Below are 16,433 nucleotides of genomic sequence, written 5' to 3' on the forward strand. Positions count from 1 at the left end.
CGTTCTGAAGGAACGACTGTGCTCGTGACGCTTTGAAAACAGCTTCCAGCGGATTATTGGCGCCTTACAAGGCCGGATGATTCTACGGCAAAAAATTTCTAAAGGTAAGTTGCCTTGGTAAGTTTGCAGGGTGATGAAGGTTAGACAAAGGGCTAACATGGCGCATTGTTTCGCTGATTTGCGTGTTGTCGCCCATGTCCAACCAAACCATCAAGACCCCCTGCGTAGGCCTGTGCTCCACGGTCTACGGCGATCTCGTGTGCCGTGGCTGCAAGCGTTTCCACCACGAAGTGATCCAGTGGAATGGCTACAACGAGGAAGAAAAACGCGCGGTCTGGCTGCGCCTGGAGCAACTGCTGGTGCAGGTGATGGCCGGTAAGGTGGAGGTTTTTGACCCCAAGATGCTGCGTGGCCAATTGGAGCAGCGCAAGATTCGCTTCGTGCCGCACCAGTCCGAGTACTGCTGGGCGTACCAGTTGATCGCCCGGGGCGCACGGGTCATCTCCAACCTGGAAGCTTACGGCATGGTGCTATTGCCGGAATTTCGTGAGTGGGCCTTGCCGGATCTGCGCGATGCCATTGATCGTGAGTTTTTTATCCTGTCCGAGGCCCACTACCAGCGCTATATCGCGCCGGGGTTTCTGAAAGATGTGTTTTCCAACTGACACCACACAAAACAAATGTGGGAGCGGGCTTGCTCGCGAAGGCGGCGGGCCAGTCGACATCTTAGGTGACTGACCCACCGCCTTCGCGAGCAAGCCCGCTCCCACATTTTGATCTCCTTCGTTCTATAGATTGCTTCAGGGCTTGCTGGCCAGTTCTTCTAGATGTGCCATGAGTGTTTCAGGCTTAAGCACCAACACATCACTTTCCACCGCATCCAACACCACCTCCGCCGTATTGCCGATCAGCGCCCCGGAAATCCCGGTGCGTCCCACGGTGCCGATAATGGTCACTGCCGCTTCCAGTTTATGCACCAGGTGGGGGATCAACACATCCGCCGGGCCTTCTTCGATATGCAGGTGCTTGTCGTCCACGTCGAATTCAGCCTGGAACGCCCGACACTGTTCGCGATAACGCGCCTCGATGGTCTCCTTAAGCTGAAAGGTCGGGTCCGCTGCCGACAGCATCGGCGATGGGTGAGCGCTGATCACGTGCAGTTGCGCCTTGGCCAGGCTGGCGATGTCGAAGCCATGGTCAATGATGGCGTTGTGCAGTGAGCGATGCTCGCCGTCACTGTTGCCCACGTCTATGGCCGCGAGGATCACCCGGCCAGCCCAAGGTGTAGAGGTCTTCACCAACAGCACCGCCGTCGGGCAGTAGCGCAGCAATTTCCAGTCTGCCGGAGTGAGCAATGCCTTTTTCAGCGGGCTGTCGGGGAAGTGCTGTTTGATCACCAGGCCACAGCCTTCGGCTTGCTGCACCTCGATGATGGTTTTATGCAGGCTGTCGCTCCACGCCTGCTCGGTGGTCACACTGTAGCCATCCTCCTGCAAACCGGCCTTGAGCAAGCTCAGCAACGCCGAATGTTCATGCTTCTTGTCACACACCAACAAATGCAGGTGCGCACCGGTCACCCCGGCAATCAGCTTGGCGCGCTTGAGGGCCAGGCTCTCCGAATGTTCGGGCTCGATGACCACCAGGATGCTGCGGATGGCTTGCATGGTCGGGTTCTCCAGGAAAGGGGCATGCAACAACTATAGTTGCTGCCTGCCAGACGGCATGTTGATGCACATCAAGGCCAGTGGCTGGTGGTCTGCGGCGTGGTCGGTATAATCGGCGCCCTTTTGTGATCCTTTTGCCCGTGAGCCCGATGAACCTGCCAGAAATCCACGAATTCCTCGGTTGCCGCACCCCCGACGCCTGGGTCCAGGCCGCTCTGGCCGATCAGGAAACCCTGCTGATCGACCACAAGAACTGTGAATTCAAAGCCGCCAGCACCGCCTTGAGCCTGATCGCCAAGTACTACAGCCATGTCGACCTGATCAATATGATGTCGCGCCTGGCCCGCGAGGAGCTGGTGCACCACGAACAAGTCATGCGCCTGATGAAAAAGCGCAAGGTCGAGCTGCGTCAATTGAATGCTGGGCGTTACGCCTCGGGTTTGCGCAAAGTGGTGCGCACCCATGAACCGGTCAAACTGGTGGATACGCTGGTGGTGGGCGCTTTTATCGAAGCACGCAGTTGCGAGCGTTTCGAAGCGTTGGTGCCGCATTTGGACGAAGAACTCGGCAAGTTCTACTTTGGCCTGCTGAAAAGCGAAGCCCGGCATTTCCAGGGTTACCTCAAGCTGGCCTACCAATACGGTGACGCCAAGGATGTTGCCCAAGTGATCGAGCGGGTAAGAGCGACCGAGCAGGAGCTGATCGAATCACCCGATATCGAGTTCCGCTTTCACAGCGGCGTGCCAGCCTGAGGCTACCGCCACGCCGATCAGTGCAGTGATCCCGCTCAGCAGCAGGATCACCGTTTGCGTGCCCAAGGGTGCCGCCAACAGGGCAACCACCAGGCCTGCCAGCGGTTGCGGCAAGTTGTTGAGCAGCGTGATCACGCCCACTGTCTTGCCGAAGTCCTGCACCGGAATGACCTTCTGGCGCACGCTGCGCATGTACACGCTGTACATCTTGTCGAAGCCGATCACCAGCAGGAACCCCAGGGCGTAAACCCACAGGTTCGGGCTGATCGCCATGACCAGCGCGCCCACAGTGATCAGTGCGTAAGACAACCCGCCCAGCCATTTCAATGGCAAGGTGGTGCGGGCCAGGTAGAAAAGAATCGCGATGGTCACCAGCGCGCCTGCTGCCTGTAGCCCGGCATAAGCATCCTTGCCCTCGGCGAACTGGCCGGTGACCATTGCGGCGGACGTGGCCAGGGTGACACCGATGATCAGGTTCACCCCCACCGTCAGTGCAATCAAACGCTTCAACCCCGCCAGGCTGCGGATATGCCCGAATGCAATCCGCAACGGTTGCAGCCAGATATCCCGATGTTGTTCGAACCGCTCTAGGTTCACCGTGTTGACGCGCTGCCACACGCCCATCGCCAGGTCGGCCAGCACAAACAGCGCGGCCACCCCCAGCACCACCCAGTGCCACGCCCACACGTCCAGCATCAATGCCGCCACCAGGGGCCCGAGTACCAGGCCGCTCTGGTCGGCGATCTGCGAGTAAGAGAGGGTCTTGGCGTAGCTGTACTGCGCGAACACATGGGGCATCAGCACCTCGCGGGCCATGATGCCTTGGGTGGTCAACACCCCGCACAGCGCCGAGAGCAACACGATCCAGTAGATCCCGTCGAAAACACCGTACAGCGCCACCGCGATCACGCACGCGAGTGCGCGGTAAACCTGGCTGATATGCAGGATGCGCACCGGCGGATACTTGTCGCACAGTGCCCCGCATACCGGGAACGCCAGGAAGCGTGGCAGCGACTCGACGAAAAATGCCAGGCCGGCCAGCGACACGCTTTGTGTAGTCTGGAACACGATCAAGGGCACGATAAACAGCAGGATCTGGTCCGCCAACCGCGACAGGAACAGCGACACAAAAAACGCCAGGTAATCCTTGCGCATACAACTCCCTGTGAGTGGCGTTTAAGCAGGCAGCCTTTTGCTTGGACACGCTCAGTAGTAAGAGGCGTCGTCGGCTGGTTGTCTAGCTTGCCACCTGCAATGGTCGCTGTTCAATCGGCGTCAGCACGTTGACAGTCAGTGCAATACCCGTTGGAGGAACTGCCGAGTCCTCTCCTCACGTGGCTCATTGATGACCTGGCGAGCGTCACCTACTTCGCAGATCAAGCCCTTGTCGAAGAACGCGATTCGGTCGGCCGACTCACGGGCGAAGGCAATGTCGTGGGTCACCATGATGAGGGTCATGCCTGAATCCTTGAGTTTGCGGATAGTGTCCAGCACTTCTCCCACCAGTTCAGGGTCAAGGGCGGAAGTGACTTCGTCGAACAGCATGTAGTCGGGCTGCATCGCCAGGGCGCGAGCAATCGCCAGCCGTTGTTGCTGGCCTCCGGACAGGCTTGCGGGGCGCATGTCTGCGCGATCGCCGAGGCCGACGAAGGCCAGGTGATCGTGGGCCAATTGCAAAGCTTGGGTCTTGGGCAGCTTCTTTACCAGGCGCGGAGCCAGCGCCACGTTCTCCAGGGCGGTGAGATGGGGGAATGCATTGTATTGCTGGAACACGATGCCGAGTTTCTGGCGCAACGTGTTCAAGTCGGTTCCCTTGGCGTGCACATTAATCCCGTCTACCAGGATGCTGCCTCCTTGAATCGGCTCCAGACCATTGATGCACTGCAGTAAGGTGGACTTCCCAGAGCCGCTGGCGCCGATCAGGCACAGGACTTCGCTCTTCTGGATCGTCAGGTTGACGCCCTTGATGACTTCAATGGGGCCGAAGCTTTTGCGGACATCCTTGATATCAATCATGGTGCAGTTCCTTTTCAAGATGGCGGCTGTAGCGGGAAATCGGGTAGCAGATCGCAAAGTAGAAAAGCCCGGCGCCGGTGAGCACCAGGAGAGCTTCGTTTGAGCGGTTGATCAGGATCTGAGAGGCCCGCAGCAGCTCGATATAGCCCACCACGCTTACAAGGGCAGTATCTTTGGTCAGGCCTATTACCGTGCCTATCCAGCCGGGAAGCACTGTGCGAAAGGCAAGTGGGGTGGATATGTGGCGCAGCTCCTGCCAATAGCTCAGCCCCAGCGACCGGCTGGCTTTTTTCAGTTGGGGGTGGATGGATTGCAAGCCTGAGCGAACCAGTTCCGAAGTCAACATGCCCATGTAGAGGCTGAGGACGACGACGCCAATGAGCAGCGGGCTCACCCCGAAGCCGGTCATGGCGAAGAGACTGTTGACCAAGATGAACTGGATGATCAGTGGAATGCTGCGGATGACGTTGACGAAGGGGCCAAGAGCGACTCGGGCGAAAACCGATTCCTGACGAAGCCAGCCGACGAGTACGCCGAGCAGGGTGCCAATCACGGTGGCCAGCAACGTCAGTAACAGGGTGTGCCAGATGCCGATAAGCACGAAGGGAACATCGCCCCAGTGCAAGCCTGAATAGGCCAGTTGAAATTGCATGGCCGCCTACCCCTTGAACATGCGCCAGAAGGTGAATCGGGCGCCGCCTTCGATAAGCTTGGACATGGCGAAGTAGATCATGGCGGCGATGATGAAAAACTCGAACGTCCTGAAAGATTCCGACTGGGCGGCTTGCGTGGCGCCTGTGAGCTCACGCAGGCCGATGATCATGCCCAGTGAGCTGTTGAGCAGGGCCCAGTTGAGCTGGTTGACGTACGGGAAATAGACAATCCTGAACAGCTGCGGAAAGACCACGTGGGTATAGGTGCCGAGCGATGAGATGCCCAGCGACCTGGCGGCCCTGTGTTGTTGTCGTGGAATGGCCTGCATCCCGCCGCGAAAAATCTCGGCGAGGTATCCGGCGTTGTTGAACGATAGCGCCAGCAGCATCGCCAGGTAGCTGGAGAAATGCAGCCCCAGTGCGCCCAGGCCAAAATAGATCATGTACACCTGAAATAGCGCGGGCGTATTGCGCGCGACTTCGATCCAGGATGTGGCAAGGGCGTATCCAAGGCCTTTGTTCTGTTGGCGCAGCAGGGTCAGCGCCAGGGCGATCAGCGTGCCGAGGATCATTGAAAGCACGGTCAATACTAGTGTCGTTTTGGCGCCATTGATCAGCTCGGGGAGCTTTTCCCAGACCATTGACCAGTAAAATGTGTATCCGAACATAGCGCAGCCTCCGAGCAGGAGTGGCCTTTTCAGGCCGCTCAATGGGTGAGGTCAGTAGTCCACGCCGGCGACAGTCAGCGACGGCGCCTCACCGTCACCGAAGTACTGCGCATACAGTTCTTGGTAGCGACCGTTCTTGACTTGTGCCCAGACGAACGTCTTTACCCAATTGAGCATTTGCGCGTCGGACTTTCTCACCGCGATGCCGCACAGGTCGGGCGGTGTAGGCGCGCCCCCCTTGATCGCCAGCGTAGGGAATTGCCCGCTCTGGACCAGTGCGGCCGCCGAGGCATTTCCGATGATCACGCCGTCTATCTTGCCCTGGGCCAGTGCCAGGTAACCCTCCGCTTCGCTGCCGAAACCGGTGTAACTGCCGCGCGGGTCATTCCAGCCTTTGCGCAGAGCCTGTAACTCCTGCTCGGTCGTGGTGCCTGTGACACCGCCGATGTTGCGGCCTTTCAGGTCCTGGAAGCTTTCGATCTTGGCATCTTTGCGGGTCAGCACGACGTTTGTGTAGTTCACGTAGGGCTGGGAAAAACTCACGCTCAAGGCGCGCTGGGGTGAGATCGAGGTGGAAGCGATCAGCACGTCAATGCGATTGGACACCAGCGCAGGAATGCGTTCGGAGGAGGGCGTTTCGACAATCACCGCCTTTGCCCCAAGGGCCTTGGCCATGTCCTTGCAGTATTGGACGTCGTATCCCTCTGGCTCATTGGCCTGGTTGCGAAAGCCGGCCGGTGGATAGTCGAGTTGCACACCGCACCTTAGGGTTTTTGACGAAATGACCTGGTCCAGGGTCGAGTCGGCAACGGCTGAGGCGATGGTTGCGGTTGTGGCGAGGGCGAGCAGGAGAGAGGCGCTTGCGCGGCGCGTGATGTTCATGTGAGTCCCCGATCTGGTTGTCATTTTATTATTGAGGGGGTGTGGCGTTCGTGTATTTTGTATCCAATCAACATCCCGAGTAAAAATCTAGCAAATGTTTATCCGCAAAAGAAGGGGGTAACAATGTGTTTTTTGCATAGCTGCGTCAGTTGGGCAGGAGAGGTTGAACATAAAGAATTTAAAAACAATTAGTTATGTATTTTTAAAAAGATGTTGCTGCGTATGAAATGTATCGGCGTTTGTCGGGCGCTACACGGATGGTTGACAGTTTGTGTTTAGTGTATCCAATATACATCGAGTGAATGGGGCGAACAGACTCGCCATGGTCGTTTTAAGAAAGGTGCGTTTCTTTCCATCTGAGAAGGATGTGATTCATGAGGCACGTAATTGTCATTGGCGCTGGCATCGTGGGGTTGGCGACGGCGCACCATCTACTGACTGGGGGTGTGCGCGTCACGGTGGTCGACCGCGATCCTGAGGGTGACAAGGCGTCGTTCGGCAATGCTGGCGGCATTGCGGTTACGGAAGTGATACCAGCCTCGGTGCCGGGGGTTTTATGGAAGGTACCCGGTTGGCTGGCGGACCCCTTGGGGCCGTTGGCGATACGTCCGTGGCACGCGCCCCGGCTGATACCGTGGCTGCTGCGCTTCTCCCGTGCCGGCAGGCCCTCGGAGTTCACTCGCATAGTGTCGGCATTGGCGGCGATTAACGCCCGGGTCTATGACGACCTGTTGCCGCTGCTCGCCGAACATAATCTGCACGAAGAATTGCAGCAGCTCGGCGCGTTGACGGTTTACGAGAACGAGGCGGAGTTCAACAAGGATACAATGCAGTGGGACATCAAGCGTGCCTGGGGCATCGAGGTGCGCACCGTGAGTGGTGATGAAGCCCGTGAAATCGAGCCTGCGCTCGGTCGGTCGATCACTCGAGGAGTGTTCACTCCCCAGTGGTCGCATGTCAGGGACCCCAAAACCCTGGTTGATAAATTACGTCAGTCATTGCTTGCCAGAGGTCTTGATATCGAGGTCGGCCAAGTCTGCGATATTCGGCCTGGCGTTGAGGGCCGCGCGGTGTCGGTGGGGCTCAGCGATGGTCGGTGGATAACCGCCGATAAGGTCGTGGTCGCCGCTGGCGCATGGTCGGGCGCGCTGGTCCGGTGCCTTGGGGACACGGTCCTGCTGGAAAGCGAGCGCGGCTACAACACTACATTTGCGGAGCCAGGCGTCGTCTTGTCCAGAGAAGTTATCTTTGCGCAGCGCCATTTCGTGGCCACGCCGTTGAGGTGTGGCTTGAGGATTGGTGGCGCCGCTGAGTTCGGTGGGTTGCATGCGCCTGCCAACTTCAAGCGCTCCCAGGCCCTGGCCAGGTTGGCTGCGCTCTATCTTCCTGGGCTGCGCACGGAGGGTGGCACCTGTTGGGCTGGGCATCGCCCGGCGACCCCTGACAGCCTGCCGGTGATCGGCGCTTCACCGCGTCATCCCGCAGTGATCTATGCCTTTGGCCATGGTCACCTGGGCCTGACACAGGCGGCTACAACTGGTCGCTTGGTCAGCGATATTGCACTGGGCAATCCCTCGTTGGTCGACCTTGCACCCTATGCAATCAGCCGTTTCAACTAAATCGCTCAAAAGGGAGTTCCTATGTCTCGTCATACCTTCTTTTGCATCGATGCGCACACCTGCGGCAACCCCGTGCGCGTCGTGACCGGCGGAGGGCCTTTGCTGCCCGCTGTGTCGATGGCTGAAAAACGCCAGATCTTCCTGCGTGAGCATGATTGGGTTCGCCAAGCCTTGATGTTCGAGCCCCGTGGTCATGATGTGATGTCGGGCAGCATCCTGTATCCGTCATCCCGTGAAGACTGCGACATCGGCGTGCTGTTCATTGAGGTCAGTGGGTGCCTGCCAATGTGTGGTCACGGCACCATCGGTACGGTGACGGCCGCGCTGGAAGCCGGCTTGGTGGTGCCGAAGGTTGAAGGCACGCTGGCCATTGAGGCGCCTGCGGGGCGCGTCGCTATCGACTACGTCAGAAAGGGCGAAACGGTGGAGCAGGTTCGCTTGTATAACGTTGCCAGCTATCTTCACGCCGCCGATGTGGAGCTTGAGGTGCCCACCCTCGGCAAGCTGAACGTCGATCTGGCGTACGGAGGCAACTTCTACGTGATCATCGAGCCGCAAGCGGGTTGGGAGGGGCTGGATACCATGGCGGCGAGTGAAATCGTTCGGTTGAGCCCGCTGGTACGGCAGGCGGCGCAGACGCTGCTGGCGCCGGTACACCCGGTAGACAGCCGTATCCAGGGCGTCAGTCATGTGATGTGGTGCGACAAACCCAAGAACCCGCGTGCCCATGCACGCAATGCCGTGTTCTATGGCGACAAGGCCATCGATCGCTCGCCTTGCGGCACCGGTTCCTCGGCGCGCATGGCACAACTGGTTGCGCGAAACCGCCTGAAGGTGGGCGATGGGTTTGTCCACGAGAGCATCATCGGCACACTGTTCGACTGTCGGGTCGAATCGGCAACGGAGGTTGGCGGGTTCCCAGGCATTATGCCGAGCATTGCCGGCTGGGCCCAAGTGACCGGTTACAACACGATTTTTGTGGATGACCGCGACCCACTGGCACTCGGGTTTCAACTGGGGTGAATCCCAAGACAGCGGGCGCCCTCGTTTTGCTGCAAGGGCAGGCGCCTGGGTTCAAGCCTGGGTGTCTTTGTCGCGTTTTTTCTTCAGCAGCGTTACAAGGTCAGTGCCTGCGCGCTGGATGTGTTTGCGCAGAAACTGGACAGCCTTCTTGGTATCGCCTTGTTCACACAGCTTGAGCAGTTCGCGGTGGTCAACTTCGGCTTCTTTTTTTCCAGCGGTCAGCAACAGTTGCAAGCGGATATAACGATCCGTCTGGACGTTGATCCCTTGAACGATGGCCAGCGTTTGCACGCGATCGGCAGCTGCGTACAGGCTTTCATGGAACAGCCAGTTAAGCTTGCCCCATTGCGCAATGTCATCGTCGAGGTAAGCGTCTTCAAGTTGCGGTAGTAGGTGTTTGGTGGCCGTAAAGTGTGCCTCTGTCATGTTCGGCAGGGAGCGTTCCAGTAACTCGGCTTCCAATAACGCACGCAGATCAAACAGCTCCGCAATTTGCTCCACAGGGATGGATTTCACCACGGAGCCTTTGTGAATTTGAGTCGTGATCAGTCCGGATGCCTCCAGCTCCTTGAACGCTTCACGCACCGGCATGCGGCTCACGCCATACTCGGTAGCAATCGTCTCTTGGATCAGCGACTCGCCTTCCTTGAACTCTCCATTGAGAATTCGTTCACGCAGTGATTCGGCCAGGGTTTCGGGCAAGCTTTGACGTTTGATGCGCAGGTTGGGCAAAGGCTCTTTTTTAGGCATTCTTCAACTACTGACAGGTGAATGGATCCAGGATTTGAGATCCCCATCGGTCGATCATACCTCAGCCACACGGGTGTAGGACGCTTCCAGTTAACAAGCACGAAACATGTCAGGGTTCTACTGTGCCGTTCACCCGCTGGCCGAGGCCTCACGGGTTACCGCCCTGTAGGATCGGGGGCAGCAGCGCCTGGGCAAAGTCCTGGTAGGACACGGGCCGCAAAAATCGGTTGATCGCCAGGCTGCCGACCGACGTGGTGCGAGGGTCTGAAGTCGCTGGGTAAGGTCCGCCGTGAACCATGGCTTGAGAGAGCTCTACACCAGTACCAAAACCGTTCAGCACAATACGGCCGGCCTTTCTCTCCAGAGTGGGCAACAGCGAGGTGAGTGTGGGGTAGTCATTAGCGCAGGCGTGAACGGCAATTGTGAGTTGACCATCCAACGCCTCCAGCACCTGCAGCAGCGTGGAAATATCAGGGCATCGAACAATCAACGACGAAGCGCCAAACACCTCGTCACGCAGTGCCACGTGCATGAGGAACGCATGTGCACTGGTGGCGAACAGCGCGGCCTGTCCTTGAAAACGCCCACCCGGCCGACCTCGTCCAAGCAGCTCTACACCCGGCTGTGCGCTCAGCTTCGCAACGCCATCGCAGTAGCTTTCGTAGGTCAGGCGCGTCAGCATGGTTGCCGCCGGTACTGCGCTCAGGGTGGCGATTGCCGCGCGCTCGAAGGCTGTGAGTTGCGGGCTCTTAACCGCCAGTATCAATCCAGGGTTTGTACAAAACTGGCCTGCACCCAGGGTGAGCGAGGCGACGAAGGCATCGGCGATCGCCCCACTGCGCTCGGTCAGGGCGTGGGGCAGCAGCACCACAGGGTTGATCGCGCTCATTTCCGCATAGACCGGTATCGGCTCTCTGCGCGCTGCCGCAATGTTCATCAAGGCCATGCCTGCCCGTTGCGAGCCCGTAAAGCCCACCGCCTTGATCCGGTGATCGGCAACCAGGGCTTGGCTGATGCTGTATTGCGAATCGAACAGCAGAGAAAACACGCCCTCCGACAATCTGCATTCGCTGACTGAGCGTTGAATCGCTTGGCCCACCAGCTCAGAGGTGCCTGGATGCGCCGAATGGGCCTTGACGATCACCGGGCAGCCGGCAGCCAATGCGGACGCGGTATCGCCCCCAGCGACGGAAAACGCCAGCGGGAAATTGGACGCGCCGAACACGGCAACCGGGCCTAGGGCGATGTTGCGCAATCTGATATCCGGCTGTGGCAGAGGCGTGCGGCCAGGGCGCGCCGGATCAATGCGAGCTTCCTGGAAGCGGCCATCGCGCAAAACGCAGGCGAACAGGGCAAGCTGGTTGACCGTGCGAGCCCGTTCGCTGTCGAGGCGCTCGCGCGGCAGGCCGGTTTCGACCATGCAGCGTTCGATCAGGGCATCCCCCAGCGCGAGGATATTGCGCGCAATGGTTTCCAGGAAAACCGCGCGATGCTCTGGCGTGGTTTCGCGGTAAGTGTCGAAAGCTCTGCTCGCCAAGGCGCAGGCGGTATCGAGGTCGCCTGGCGTAGCACCACCGAACGCCGGGGACAAGGTTTCGCCTGTGGCGGCGTTGACTCCCCAGACCTGGCCAGCTTTGCCGCGAACCTTCGATTGGCCGATCAGCATCTCACCTGTAATGGGCATAAGAAGCCTCGCTCAATGGAACATGACTGTGTCGGATAGTGGGGATTGTTTATGAAACGGACCCCTTGCCATGGCAAGGGGCCCGTTGTGCTAACCGCGAGCGGCAAGGGTGTCGATGGCTTTCTGGACGGTGTTGATCACGTATTCGCGCTCCTGGCCCTCCAGGGCCAGGCGCGGTGCGCGGGTCCACTCGGGCGCGCCGTAGACCAGGTGCTCGGCGAGCTTGATGTATTGCACCAATTTAACGTGCACATCCAAGTGAAAGGACGGGGTGAGGATGTGGTACAGCTCTCGGGCTTCACTGAACCGTTGCTGGGCACACAGGTTGAAGAGCTTTACGCATTCTGCCGGCCACACATTGGTCATGCCTGATACCCAGCCGGTCACGCCCAGCGCACTGCTTTCGACGATCAGGTCGTCGACCCCGCAAAAGATGCTAAAGCGATCGCCGAACGCCACATACAGGTCGGTCACGCGCCGGATGTCTCCGGTTTCTTCCTTGACGCAAACGATCTCGGGCGTATCCACTAGGTCTGCCAGGATCGCCGGGGTGCAGTCCACGCCGTAGGCGATCGGGTTGTTGTAGATCATGATCGGCAGGTCGGTTGCGCTGGCGATGCCCTTGTACCACTGCACCGTCTCGCGATGGTCAGTCTTGTATCCCAGGCTTGGAAAAACCATCAAGCCTTGGGCACCAAAATGCTTATACAGCGCCGCATTTTTTTTTGCGGTTTGCAGGGTGATTTCTGCCAGGCCGGATAGCACGGGCACGCGCCCGCCTGCCACTTCGACCGCCGCGCGAATGACCGACTCGCGCTCCTGCAGGCTTATTGATGCGTTCTCGCCCAGCATCGGCAGGACGATAACGCCTGAGACGCCGTTGGTGATCAAGCGATCAATGCTGGCTTGGGTGGCCGCCAAATCGACTTCGCCATCCCTGTTCAGTTTGGTGGTGACTGCGGGGAAAACGCCTTTCCAGATTGCCATTTCGAGTACCTTTTTTGTTGTTTTGAGTGGGTCTTAAAATTGTCAACTGTATCCAATCTACAATCTTGCAATTTAAGTTGTCCACCCAAAACTCGGTTTTCTCCGCAAAAAATCCTCGGCAGGCTCGCCTTCGCTCTGATCAGGGCTCGGTGTATCTGCTTTTTATTGATCCAGCGCGCTCAGAATCCTATGGGCTATCTTTACACGCTCCCCATTCGGGTAATTCTTGTTCGCCAGAATCACCACGCCTCTGTCCTTGCTCGGCAGATACGCCACATAGGCGCCAAACCCACGGGTCGAACCGGTTTTGTTGTACAGCACGTTGGCGGGTTGCGGCTGTGCAGGAATCAGCCATTTGACCGTGTGCGGCTCCATCGCCATCGGCGTGGAGTTGCCGTCTATCAACGCTCGCAGCTTGATCGGGTAGGGGTAGAACTCCCAGCCGAGGCCCTGGGTCATGCCGTTTACGCTGTAGTAACCGGTGTGTGTGGCGGCGATCGCCTGCTGCAGCGGTTGCTCCAGGGTTTGGGGGTGCAAGTTGAGCATCACATAGCGCGCCAGGTCCTGGGTGTTGGTCTTGATGCCATACGCTTCACTGTCCAATGCGCCGGGGCCGACACGCACGGGCTTCTGATCCTTGTCATAGCCCTGGGCGTAGCGACCGGCCTGATCGGCTGGCACGTTCACATAGGTGTTCTTCAGGCCCAGTTTTGGCAGCAGCGTATGCTCCATGGCGACGTTGAACGGCTGGCCCAGGCTCTGGGCGGTGAGGTAGCCGAACAGGCCGATGCTGGGGTTGGAATAGAGGCGATGAGTGCCAGGCGCGTAGGTCGGCTTCCAGTGTTGGAAGTAACCGAGCATGGTCTCGGCGCTGTCGGCGTCCTGGGGGAATTGCAGCGGCAGGCCACCTGGCGTGTAGGTGGCCAGTTGCAGGAGTGTGATGGTGTCGAAGGCACTGCCTTTGAGCGCAGCCAGATGCTGGCTGGCTCTGTCCGACAGCTTGATCTTGCCGCTGGCCTGGGCATAGCCGCCGAGGGTGGCGGTGAAGGTTTTGCTCACGGAGCCGATTTCGAACAGGGTGTCCTGGGTGACGGGCTGCCCATTGTCCTTGTTGGCAACGCCGTAGTTAAAGTATTGCACCTTGCCCTGGTTCACCACGGCGACCGACAGGCCGGCAATGCCTTGTTGCTGCATCAACGGTTTGACGTTGTCGTCCACCACCTTTTGCAGGTCGGTACCGGCCATAGCCGTACCGCACGTCATGAATAAGGCAGAAATAAAGACGTTTCGTACATTTGGGTTCATGGTTATTCGCTTCCATGTAAATGATGTAAAGGCGATCAAGGCCTACGCAGGCGTGGCAAATCTAGGTGGATTCTGTGCAGCGGACAAACGATCATATCTCGCATCAGTCATTAGAAAATCTAGGGTATAAGCATGTTGCGCTCTCATCTGCCCCTCAATGCCCTGCGCGCATTCGAGGCGTCGGCCCGTCACCTGAGCTTTACCCGGGCTGCCATCGAGTTATGTGTTACCCAGGCGGCGGTCAGCCATCAAGTAAAAAGCCTGGAGGTGCAACTGAATGTGACGTTATTCAAGCGCCTGCCTCGTGGTCTGATGCTGACCCGCGAGGGCGAAACCCTGCTGCCGGTGTTGCGCGAATCCTTCGACCGCATCGCGCATACCTTGGACCAGTTTGAAGGTGGGCATTACCGCGAAGTGCTCTCGGTGGGAGTGGTGGGTACCTTTGCGGTAGGTTGGCTGTTGCCGCGCCTGGCGGATTTCCAAGGCCGCTACCCGTTTATCGACCTGCGCCTGTCCACGCACAACAACCGGGTGGATGTGGCCGCCGAAGGCCTGGATTATGCGATCCGCTTCGGTAGCGGTGCCTGGCACGGCACAGATGCCTGCCAACTGCTCGAGGCGCCCCTCACCGTATTGTGTGTGCCCCGGATCGCCGAGCAACTGCGCGTACCTGCCGACTTGTTGAAGCACACACTGTTGCGCTCCTACCGCGCTGATGAGTGGAACCTGTGGTTCCAGGCCGCTGGCTTGCCCGGCGACACCCTGATGCCTCGCAACATCGTGTTCGATTCGTCATTGGCGATGATGGAAGCGGCGCTGCAAGGCACCGGCGTGGCCCTGGCGCCAGCCCTGATGTTTTCGCGGCAGTTGGAGGCCGATGAGGTTCGCCAGCCGTTCGCCGTGGGCATTACCATCGGCAGTTACTGGTTGACCCGCTTGCAATCGCGGGCAGAGACGGCGGCAATGCTGGCGTTCAAGGCGTGGTTGTGCGCAGCGATCAGAACGTAGGCACTGGAAATCAAGAAACAAAATGAAACATTTGCTTCGGGCTAACCTCTACCGTACCCCGACCCGAGCGCATTCATGAACAGTCCACGTCCCTCCGCCCGCATGCCCCACCTTACCCAATTGCGTAATCTGAAAATGGCCCGTTCCGCCCACGCCTATGTGCGTGGCAGTACGGTGCAGTTCTATGAATGGCTGCACAGCCTGCCGGGGCGGCGTTTGCCCCATGGCCCGGCGATCTGGATCTGTGGCGATTGCCACGCAGGCAACCTGGGCCCGACCGGCGATAACAAGGGCCGCATCGACATGCATATCCGCGACCTCGACCAGGCGGTGATCGGCAATCCCGCCCATGACCTGGTGCGTCTGGCCTTGTCCTTGGCCACTGCGGCACGCGGTTCGGACCTGCCCGGTGTGACCACGGCACGCATGCTCGAAGAGATGATGGTGGGTTACGAGCAGGCCTTCAAAGACAAACCCGACGCCGCGCCGCCGCGCCCCTCCCAGGTCAAGGCCGGGATGCGCAGCGCGGTGGAGCGCACCTGGAAGAACCTCGCCCGTGAGCGCATCGAAAACGCCCGGCCGACCATTCCGTTGGGCAAGCATTTCTGGTCGTTGTCGCGGGCCGAAAAAAACGCGCTGGAAATGGTGTGCGCCTCGGATGAAATCCACCAGTTGGTCACCAACCTGAAGGGCCGCCCCAAGGATGCTCGGGTTGAGCTGCTGGACTCGGCCTATTGGGTCAAGGGTTGCAGCTCCCTTGGGCTGCTGCGCTATGCGGTGTTGCTGGGCGTGGGTGACAAGCACGATCAGGAATATTGCCTGATCGACATCAAGGAAGCCGTCGGCGCCGCAGCCCCCCGTGCAGCCCGTGCGAAGATGCCAAGAGACAACGGCCGCCGGGTAGTGGAAGGCGCCCGCCAGCTGTCACCGGGTTTGGGTGAGCGCATGGTGGCGACGCGTTTTCTGGACCACGGGTTTTTCATCCGCGAACTGCTGCCGCAGGATATGAAGTTGGAGCTCGATGAGCTGAGCGAGACCGATGCCATGCACGCCGCCGGTTACCTGGCCCGGGTGGTCGGCATCGCCCATGCCCGGCAGATGGACCGGGACACGCGCAAGGACTGGATGGCGGTGCTGCAAGAGAACCGCTCCAAGCAACTGGATGCACCGTCGTGGCTGTGGACCAGCGTGGTGCAGTTGGTGGGCAGCCATGAACAGGGCTATCTCAACCATTGCCGGCGGTATGCGCTGGAACACTGATCGCGCATGCAAGATGGCCTCTGTGGTAAGCGGGCTTGTTGTGGTGAGCGGGGCAAGCCCCAATGCCAGTCAGTTAAGGGTTAGAAAGAGTAAAAGCTAACCTGTGGCGAGGGAGCTTGCTCCCGCTGGACTGCGCAGCAGTCCCATCTTTGGGGCCGCTAC

Annotated in this window: 16 protein-coding genes; 6 read left to right on the plus strand and 10 right to left on the minus strand. The window is 59.1% G+C overall.

Going from position 1 to position 16,433, the window contains the following annotated elements:
- Window positions 1-194: 194 nt before the first annotated feature.
- Entirely contained in the window at window positions 195-665 is a 471-nt protein-coding gene (locus tag ACLD1Y_RS07520; protein WP_429476847.1) for a DUF1289 domain-containing protein, read from the plus strand.
- A gap of 135 nt (window positions 666-800) precedes the next feature.
- On the opposite strand, the gene ACLD1Y_RS07525 is transcribed toward ACLD1Y_RS07520, so the two are convergent.
- Entirely contained in the window at window positions 801-1,664 is an 864-nt protein-coding gene (locus tag ACLD1Y_RS07525) for a universal stress protein (RefSeq protein ID WP_429476849.1), read from the minus strand.
- 149 nt (window positions 1,665-1,813) lie between these two features.
- On the opposite strand from ACLD1Y_RS07525, the gene ACLD1Y_RS07530 reads away from it, so the two are divergent.
- Window positions 1,814-2,416, plus strand: a complete 603-nt coding sequence (locus tag ACLD1Y_RS07530) for a tRNA-(ms[2]io[6]A)-hydroxylase (protein ID WP_429476851.1) — start codon at window positions 1,814-1,816, stop codon at window positions 2,414-2,416.
- Here ACLD1Y_RS07530 and ACLD1Y_RS07535 read toward each other — a convergent pair.
- The 5 genes from ACLD1Y_RS07535 to ACLD1Y_RS07555 all read right to left on the minus strand — a co-directional run bounded on the left by ACLD1Y_RS07535 (window position 2,372) and on the right by ACLD1Y_RS07555 (window position 6,635).
- Window positions 2,372-3,571: an MFS transporter gene (locus ACLD1Y_RS07535; protein ID WP_429476853.1), complete on the minus strand. Its 1,200-nt coding sequence runs from the start codon at window positions 3,569-3,571 to the stop codon at window positions 2,372-2,374. The genes ACLD1Y_RS07530 and ACLD1Y_RS07535 overlap by 45 nt on opposite strands.
- Window positions 3,572-3,706: 135 nt before the next feature.
- The gene (locus tag ACLD1Y_RS07540) at window positions 3,707-4,432 is read right to left on the minus strand and encodes an amino acid ABC transporter ATP-binding protein (RefSeq protein WP_429476855.1); all 726 of its coding nucleotides are present in this window, start codon (window positions 4,430-4,432) and stop codon (window positions 3,707-3,709) included.
- Entirely contained in the window at window positions 4,425-5,084 is a 660-nt protein-coding gene (locus ACLD1Y_RS07545; RefSeq protein WP_429476857.1) for an amino acid ABC transporter permease, read from the minus strand. Before ACLD1Y_RS07545 ends, ACLD1Y_RS07540 begins: the two co-directional genes overlap by 8 nt.
- Window positions 5,085-5,090: 6 nt before the next feature.
- Window positions 5,091-5,753: an amino acid ABC transporter permease gene (locus tag ACLD1Y_RS07550; protein WP_429476859.1), complete on the minus strand. Its 663-nt coding sequence runs from the start codon at window positions 5,751-5,753 to the stop codon at window positions 5,091-5,093.
- Window positions 5,754-5,804: 51 nt separating this feature from the next.
- A complete protein-coding gene (locus tag ACLD1Y_RS07555; protein ID WP_429476861.1) occupies window positions 5,805-6,635 on the minus strand; it encodes a transporter substrate-binding domain-containing protein in 831 nt (276 codons plus the stop codon).
- Window positions 6,636-7,009: 374 nt separating this feature from the next.
- On the opposite strand from ACLD1Y_RS07555, the gene ACLD1Y_RS07560 reads away from it, so the two are divergent.
- Window positions 7,010-8,254 carry an NAD(P)/FAD-dependent oxidoreductase gene (locus tag ACLD1Y_RS07560; RefSeq protein WP_429476863.1) on the plus strand — a complete coding sequence of 415 codons (1,245 nt, stop codon included), beginning with the start codon at window positions 7,010-7,012 and terminating at the stop codon, window positions 8,252-8,254.
- 21 nt (window positions 8,255-8,275) lie between these two features.
- Entirely contained in the window at window positions 8,276-9,277 is a 1,002-nt protein-coding gene (locus ACLD1Y_RS07565; RefSeq protein WP_429476865.1) for a 4-hydroxyproline epimerase, read from the plus strand.
- 51 nt (window positions 9,278-9,328) lie between these two features.
- Here the strand turns inward: ACLD1Y_RS07565 and ACLD1Y_RS07570 are convergent, their stop codons facing one another.
- The 4 genes from ACLD1Y_RS07570 to ampC form a co-directional block, all read right to left on the minus strand.
- Complete coding sequence (locus tag ACLD1Y_RS07570; protein ID WP_429476867.1) at window positions 9,329-10,027, minus strand: GntR family transcriptional regulator; 699 nt, start codon at window positions 10,025-10,027, stop codon at window positions 9,329-9,331.
- 148 nt (window positions 10,028-10,175) lie between these two features.
- Window positions 10,176-11,711, minus strand: coding sequence for an aldehyde dehydrogenase (NADP(+)) (locus tag ACLD1Y_RS07575; RefSeq protein WP_429476869.1), 1,536 nt, complete (start codon window positions 11,709-11,711; stop codon window positions 10,176-10,178).
- A 90-nt stretch (window positions 11,712-11,801) separates the two neighbouring features.
- Window positions 11,802-12,698: a dihydrodipicolinate synthase family protein gene (locus tag ACLD1Y_RS07580; RefSeq protein WP_429476871.1), complete on the minus strand. Its 897-nt coding sequence runs from the start codon at window positions 12,696-12,698 to the stop codon at window positions 11,802-11,804.
- Between the two features lie 162 nt (window positions 12,699-12,860).
- Window positions 12,861-14,003 carry a class C beta-lactamase gene (gene ampC, locus ACLD1Y_RS07585; RefSeq protein ID WP_429476873.1) on the minus strand — a complete coding sequence of 381 codons (1,143 nt, stop codon included), beginning with the start codon at window positions 14,001-14,003 and terminating at the stop codon, window positions 12,861-12,863.
- A gap of 132 nt (window positions 14,004-14,135) precedes the next feature.
- Here ampC and ACLD1Y_RS07590 point away from each other — a divergent pair, with 132 nt between their 5' ends.
- On the plus strand, window positions 14,136-15,011 hold the full coding sequence (locus ACLD1Y_RS07590; RefSeq protein WP_429476875.1) for a LysR family transcriptional regulator: 876 nt from the start codon (window positions 14,136-14,138) through the stop codon (window positions 15,009-15,011).
- A 75-nt stretch (window positions 15,012-15,086) separates the two neighbouring features.
- Entirely contained in the window at window positions 15,087-16,271 is a 1,185-nt protein-coding gene (locus ACLD1Y_RS07595) for a DUF2252 domain-containing protein (RefSeq protein ID WP_429476877.1), read from the plus strand.
- Window positions 16,272-16,433: the final 162 nt, after the last annotated feature.

Origin of the sequence: Pseudomonas sp. 18175, from assembly GCF_050432925.1 — a bacterium.
Classification (GTDB): Bacteria; Pseudomonadota; Gammaproteobacteria; order Pseudomonadales; family Pseudomonadaceae; genus Aquipseudomonas.

Coding starts and splice junctions, on each gene's coding strand:
- ACLD1Y_RS07520 (WP_429476847.1), top strand. CDS start 195: ATGTCCAACCAAACCATCAAGACCCCCTGCGTAGGCCTGTGCTCCACG.
- ACLD1Y_RS07525 (WP_429476849.1), bottom strand. CDS start 1,664: ATGCAAGCCATCCGCAGCATCCTGGTGGTCATCGAGCCCGAACATTCG.
- ACLD1Y_RS07530 (WP_429476851.1), top strand. CDS start 1,814: ATGAACCTGCCAGAAATCCACGAATTCCTCGGTTGCCGCACCCCCGAC.
- ACLD1Y_RS07535 (WP_429476853.1), bottom strand. CDS start 3,571: ATGCGCAAGGATTACCTGGCGTTTTTTGTGTCGCTGTTCCTGTCGCGG.
- ACLD1Y_RS07540 (WP_429476855.1), bottom strand. CDS start 4,432: ATGATTGATATCAAGGATGTCCGCAAAAGCTTCGGCCCCATTGAAGTC.
- ACLD1Y_RS07545 (WP_429476857.1), bottom strand. CDS start 5,084: ATGCAATTTCAACTGGCCTATTCAGGCTTGCACTGGGGCGATGTTCCC.
- ACLD1Y_RS07550 (WP_429476859.1), bottom strand. CDS start 5,753: ATGTTCGGATACACATTTTACTGGTCAATGGTCTGGGAAAAGCTCCCC.
- ACLD1Y_RS07555 (WP_429476861.1), bottom strand. CDS start 6,635: ATGAACATCACGCGCCGCGCAAGCGCCTCTCTCCTGCTCGCCCTCGCC.
- ACLD1Y_RS07560 (WP_429476863.1), top strand. CDS start 7,010: ATGAGGCACGTAATTGTCATTGGCGCTGGCATCGTGGGGTTGGCGACG.
- ACLD1Y_RS07565 (WP_429476865.1), top strand. CDS start 8,276: ATGTCTCGTCATACCTTCTTTTGCATCGATGCGCACACCTGCGGCAAC.
- ACLD1Y_RS07570 (WP_429476867.1), bottom strand. CDS start 10,027: ATGCCTAAAAAAGAGCCTTTGCCCAACCTGCGCATCAAACGTCAAAGC.
- ACLD1Y_RS07575 (WP_429476869.1), bottom strand. CDS start 11,711: ATGCCCATTACAGGTGAGATGCTGATCGGCCAATCGAAGGTTCGCGGC.
- ACLD1Y_RS07580 (WP_429476871.1), bottom strand. CDS start 12,698: ATGGCAATCTGGAAAGGCGTTTTCCCCGCAGTCACCACCAAACTGAAC.
- ampC (WP_429476873.1), bottom strand. CDS start 14,003: ATGAACCCAAATGTACGAAACGTCTTTATTTCTGCCTTATTCATGACG.
- ACLD1Y_RS07590 (WP_429476875.1), top strand. CDS start 14,136: ATGTTGCGCTCTCATCTGCCCCTCAATGCCCTGCGCGCATTCGAGGCG.
- ACLD1Y_RS07595 (WP_429476877.1), top strand. CDS start 15,087: ATGAACAGTCCACGTCCCTCCGCCCGCATGCCCCACCTTACCCAATTG.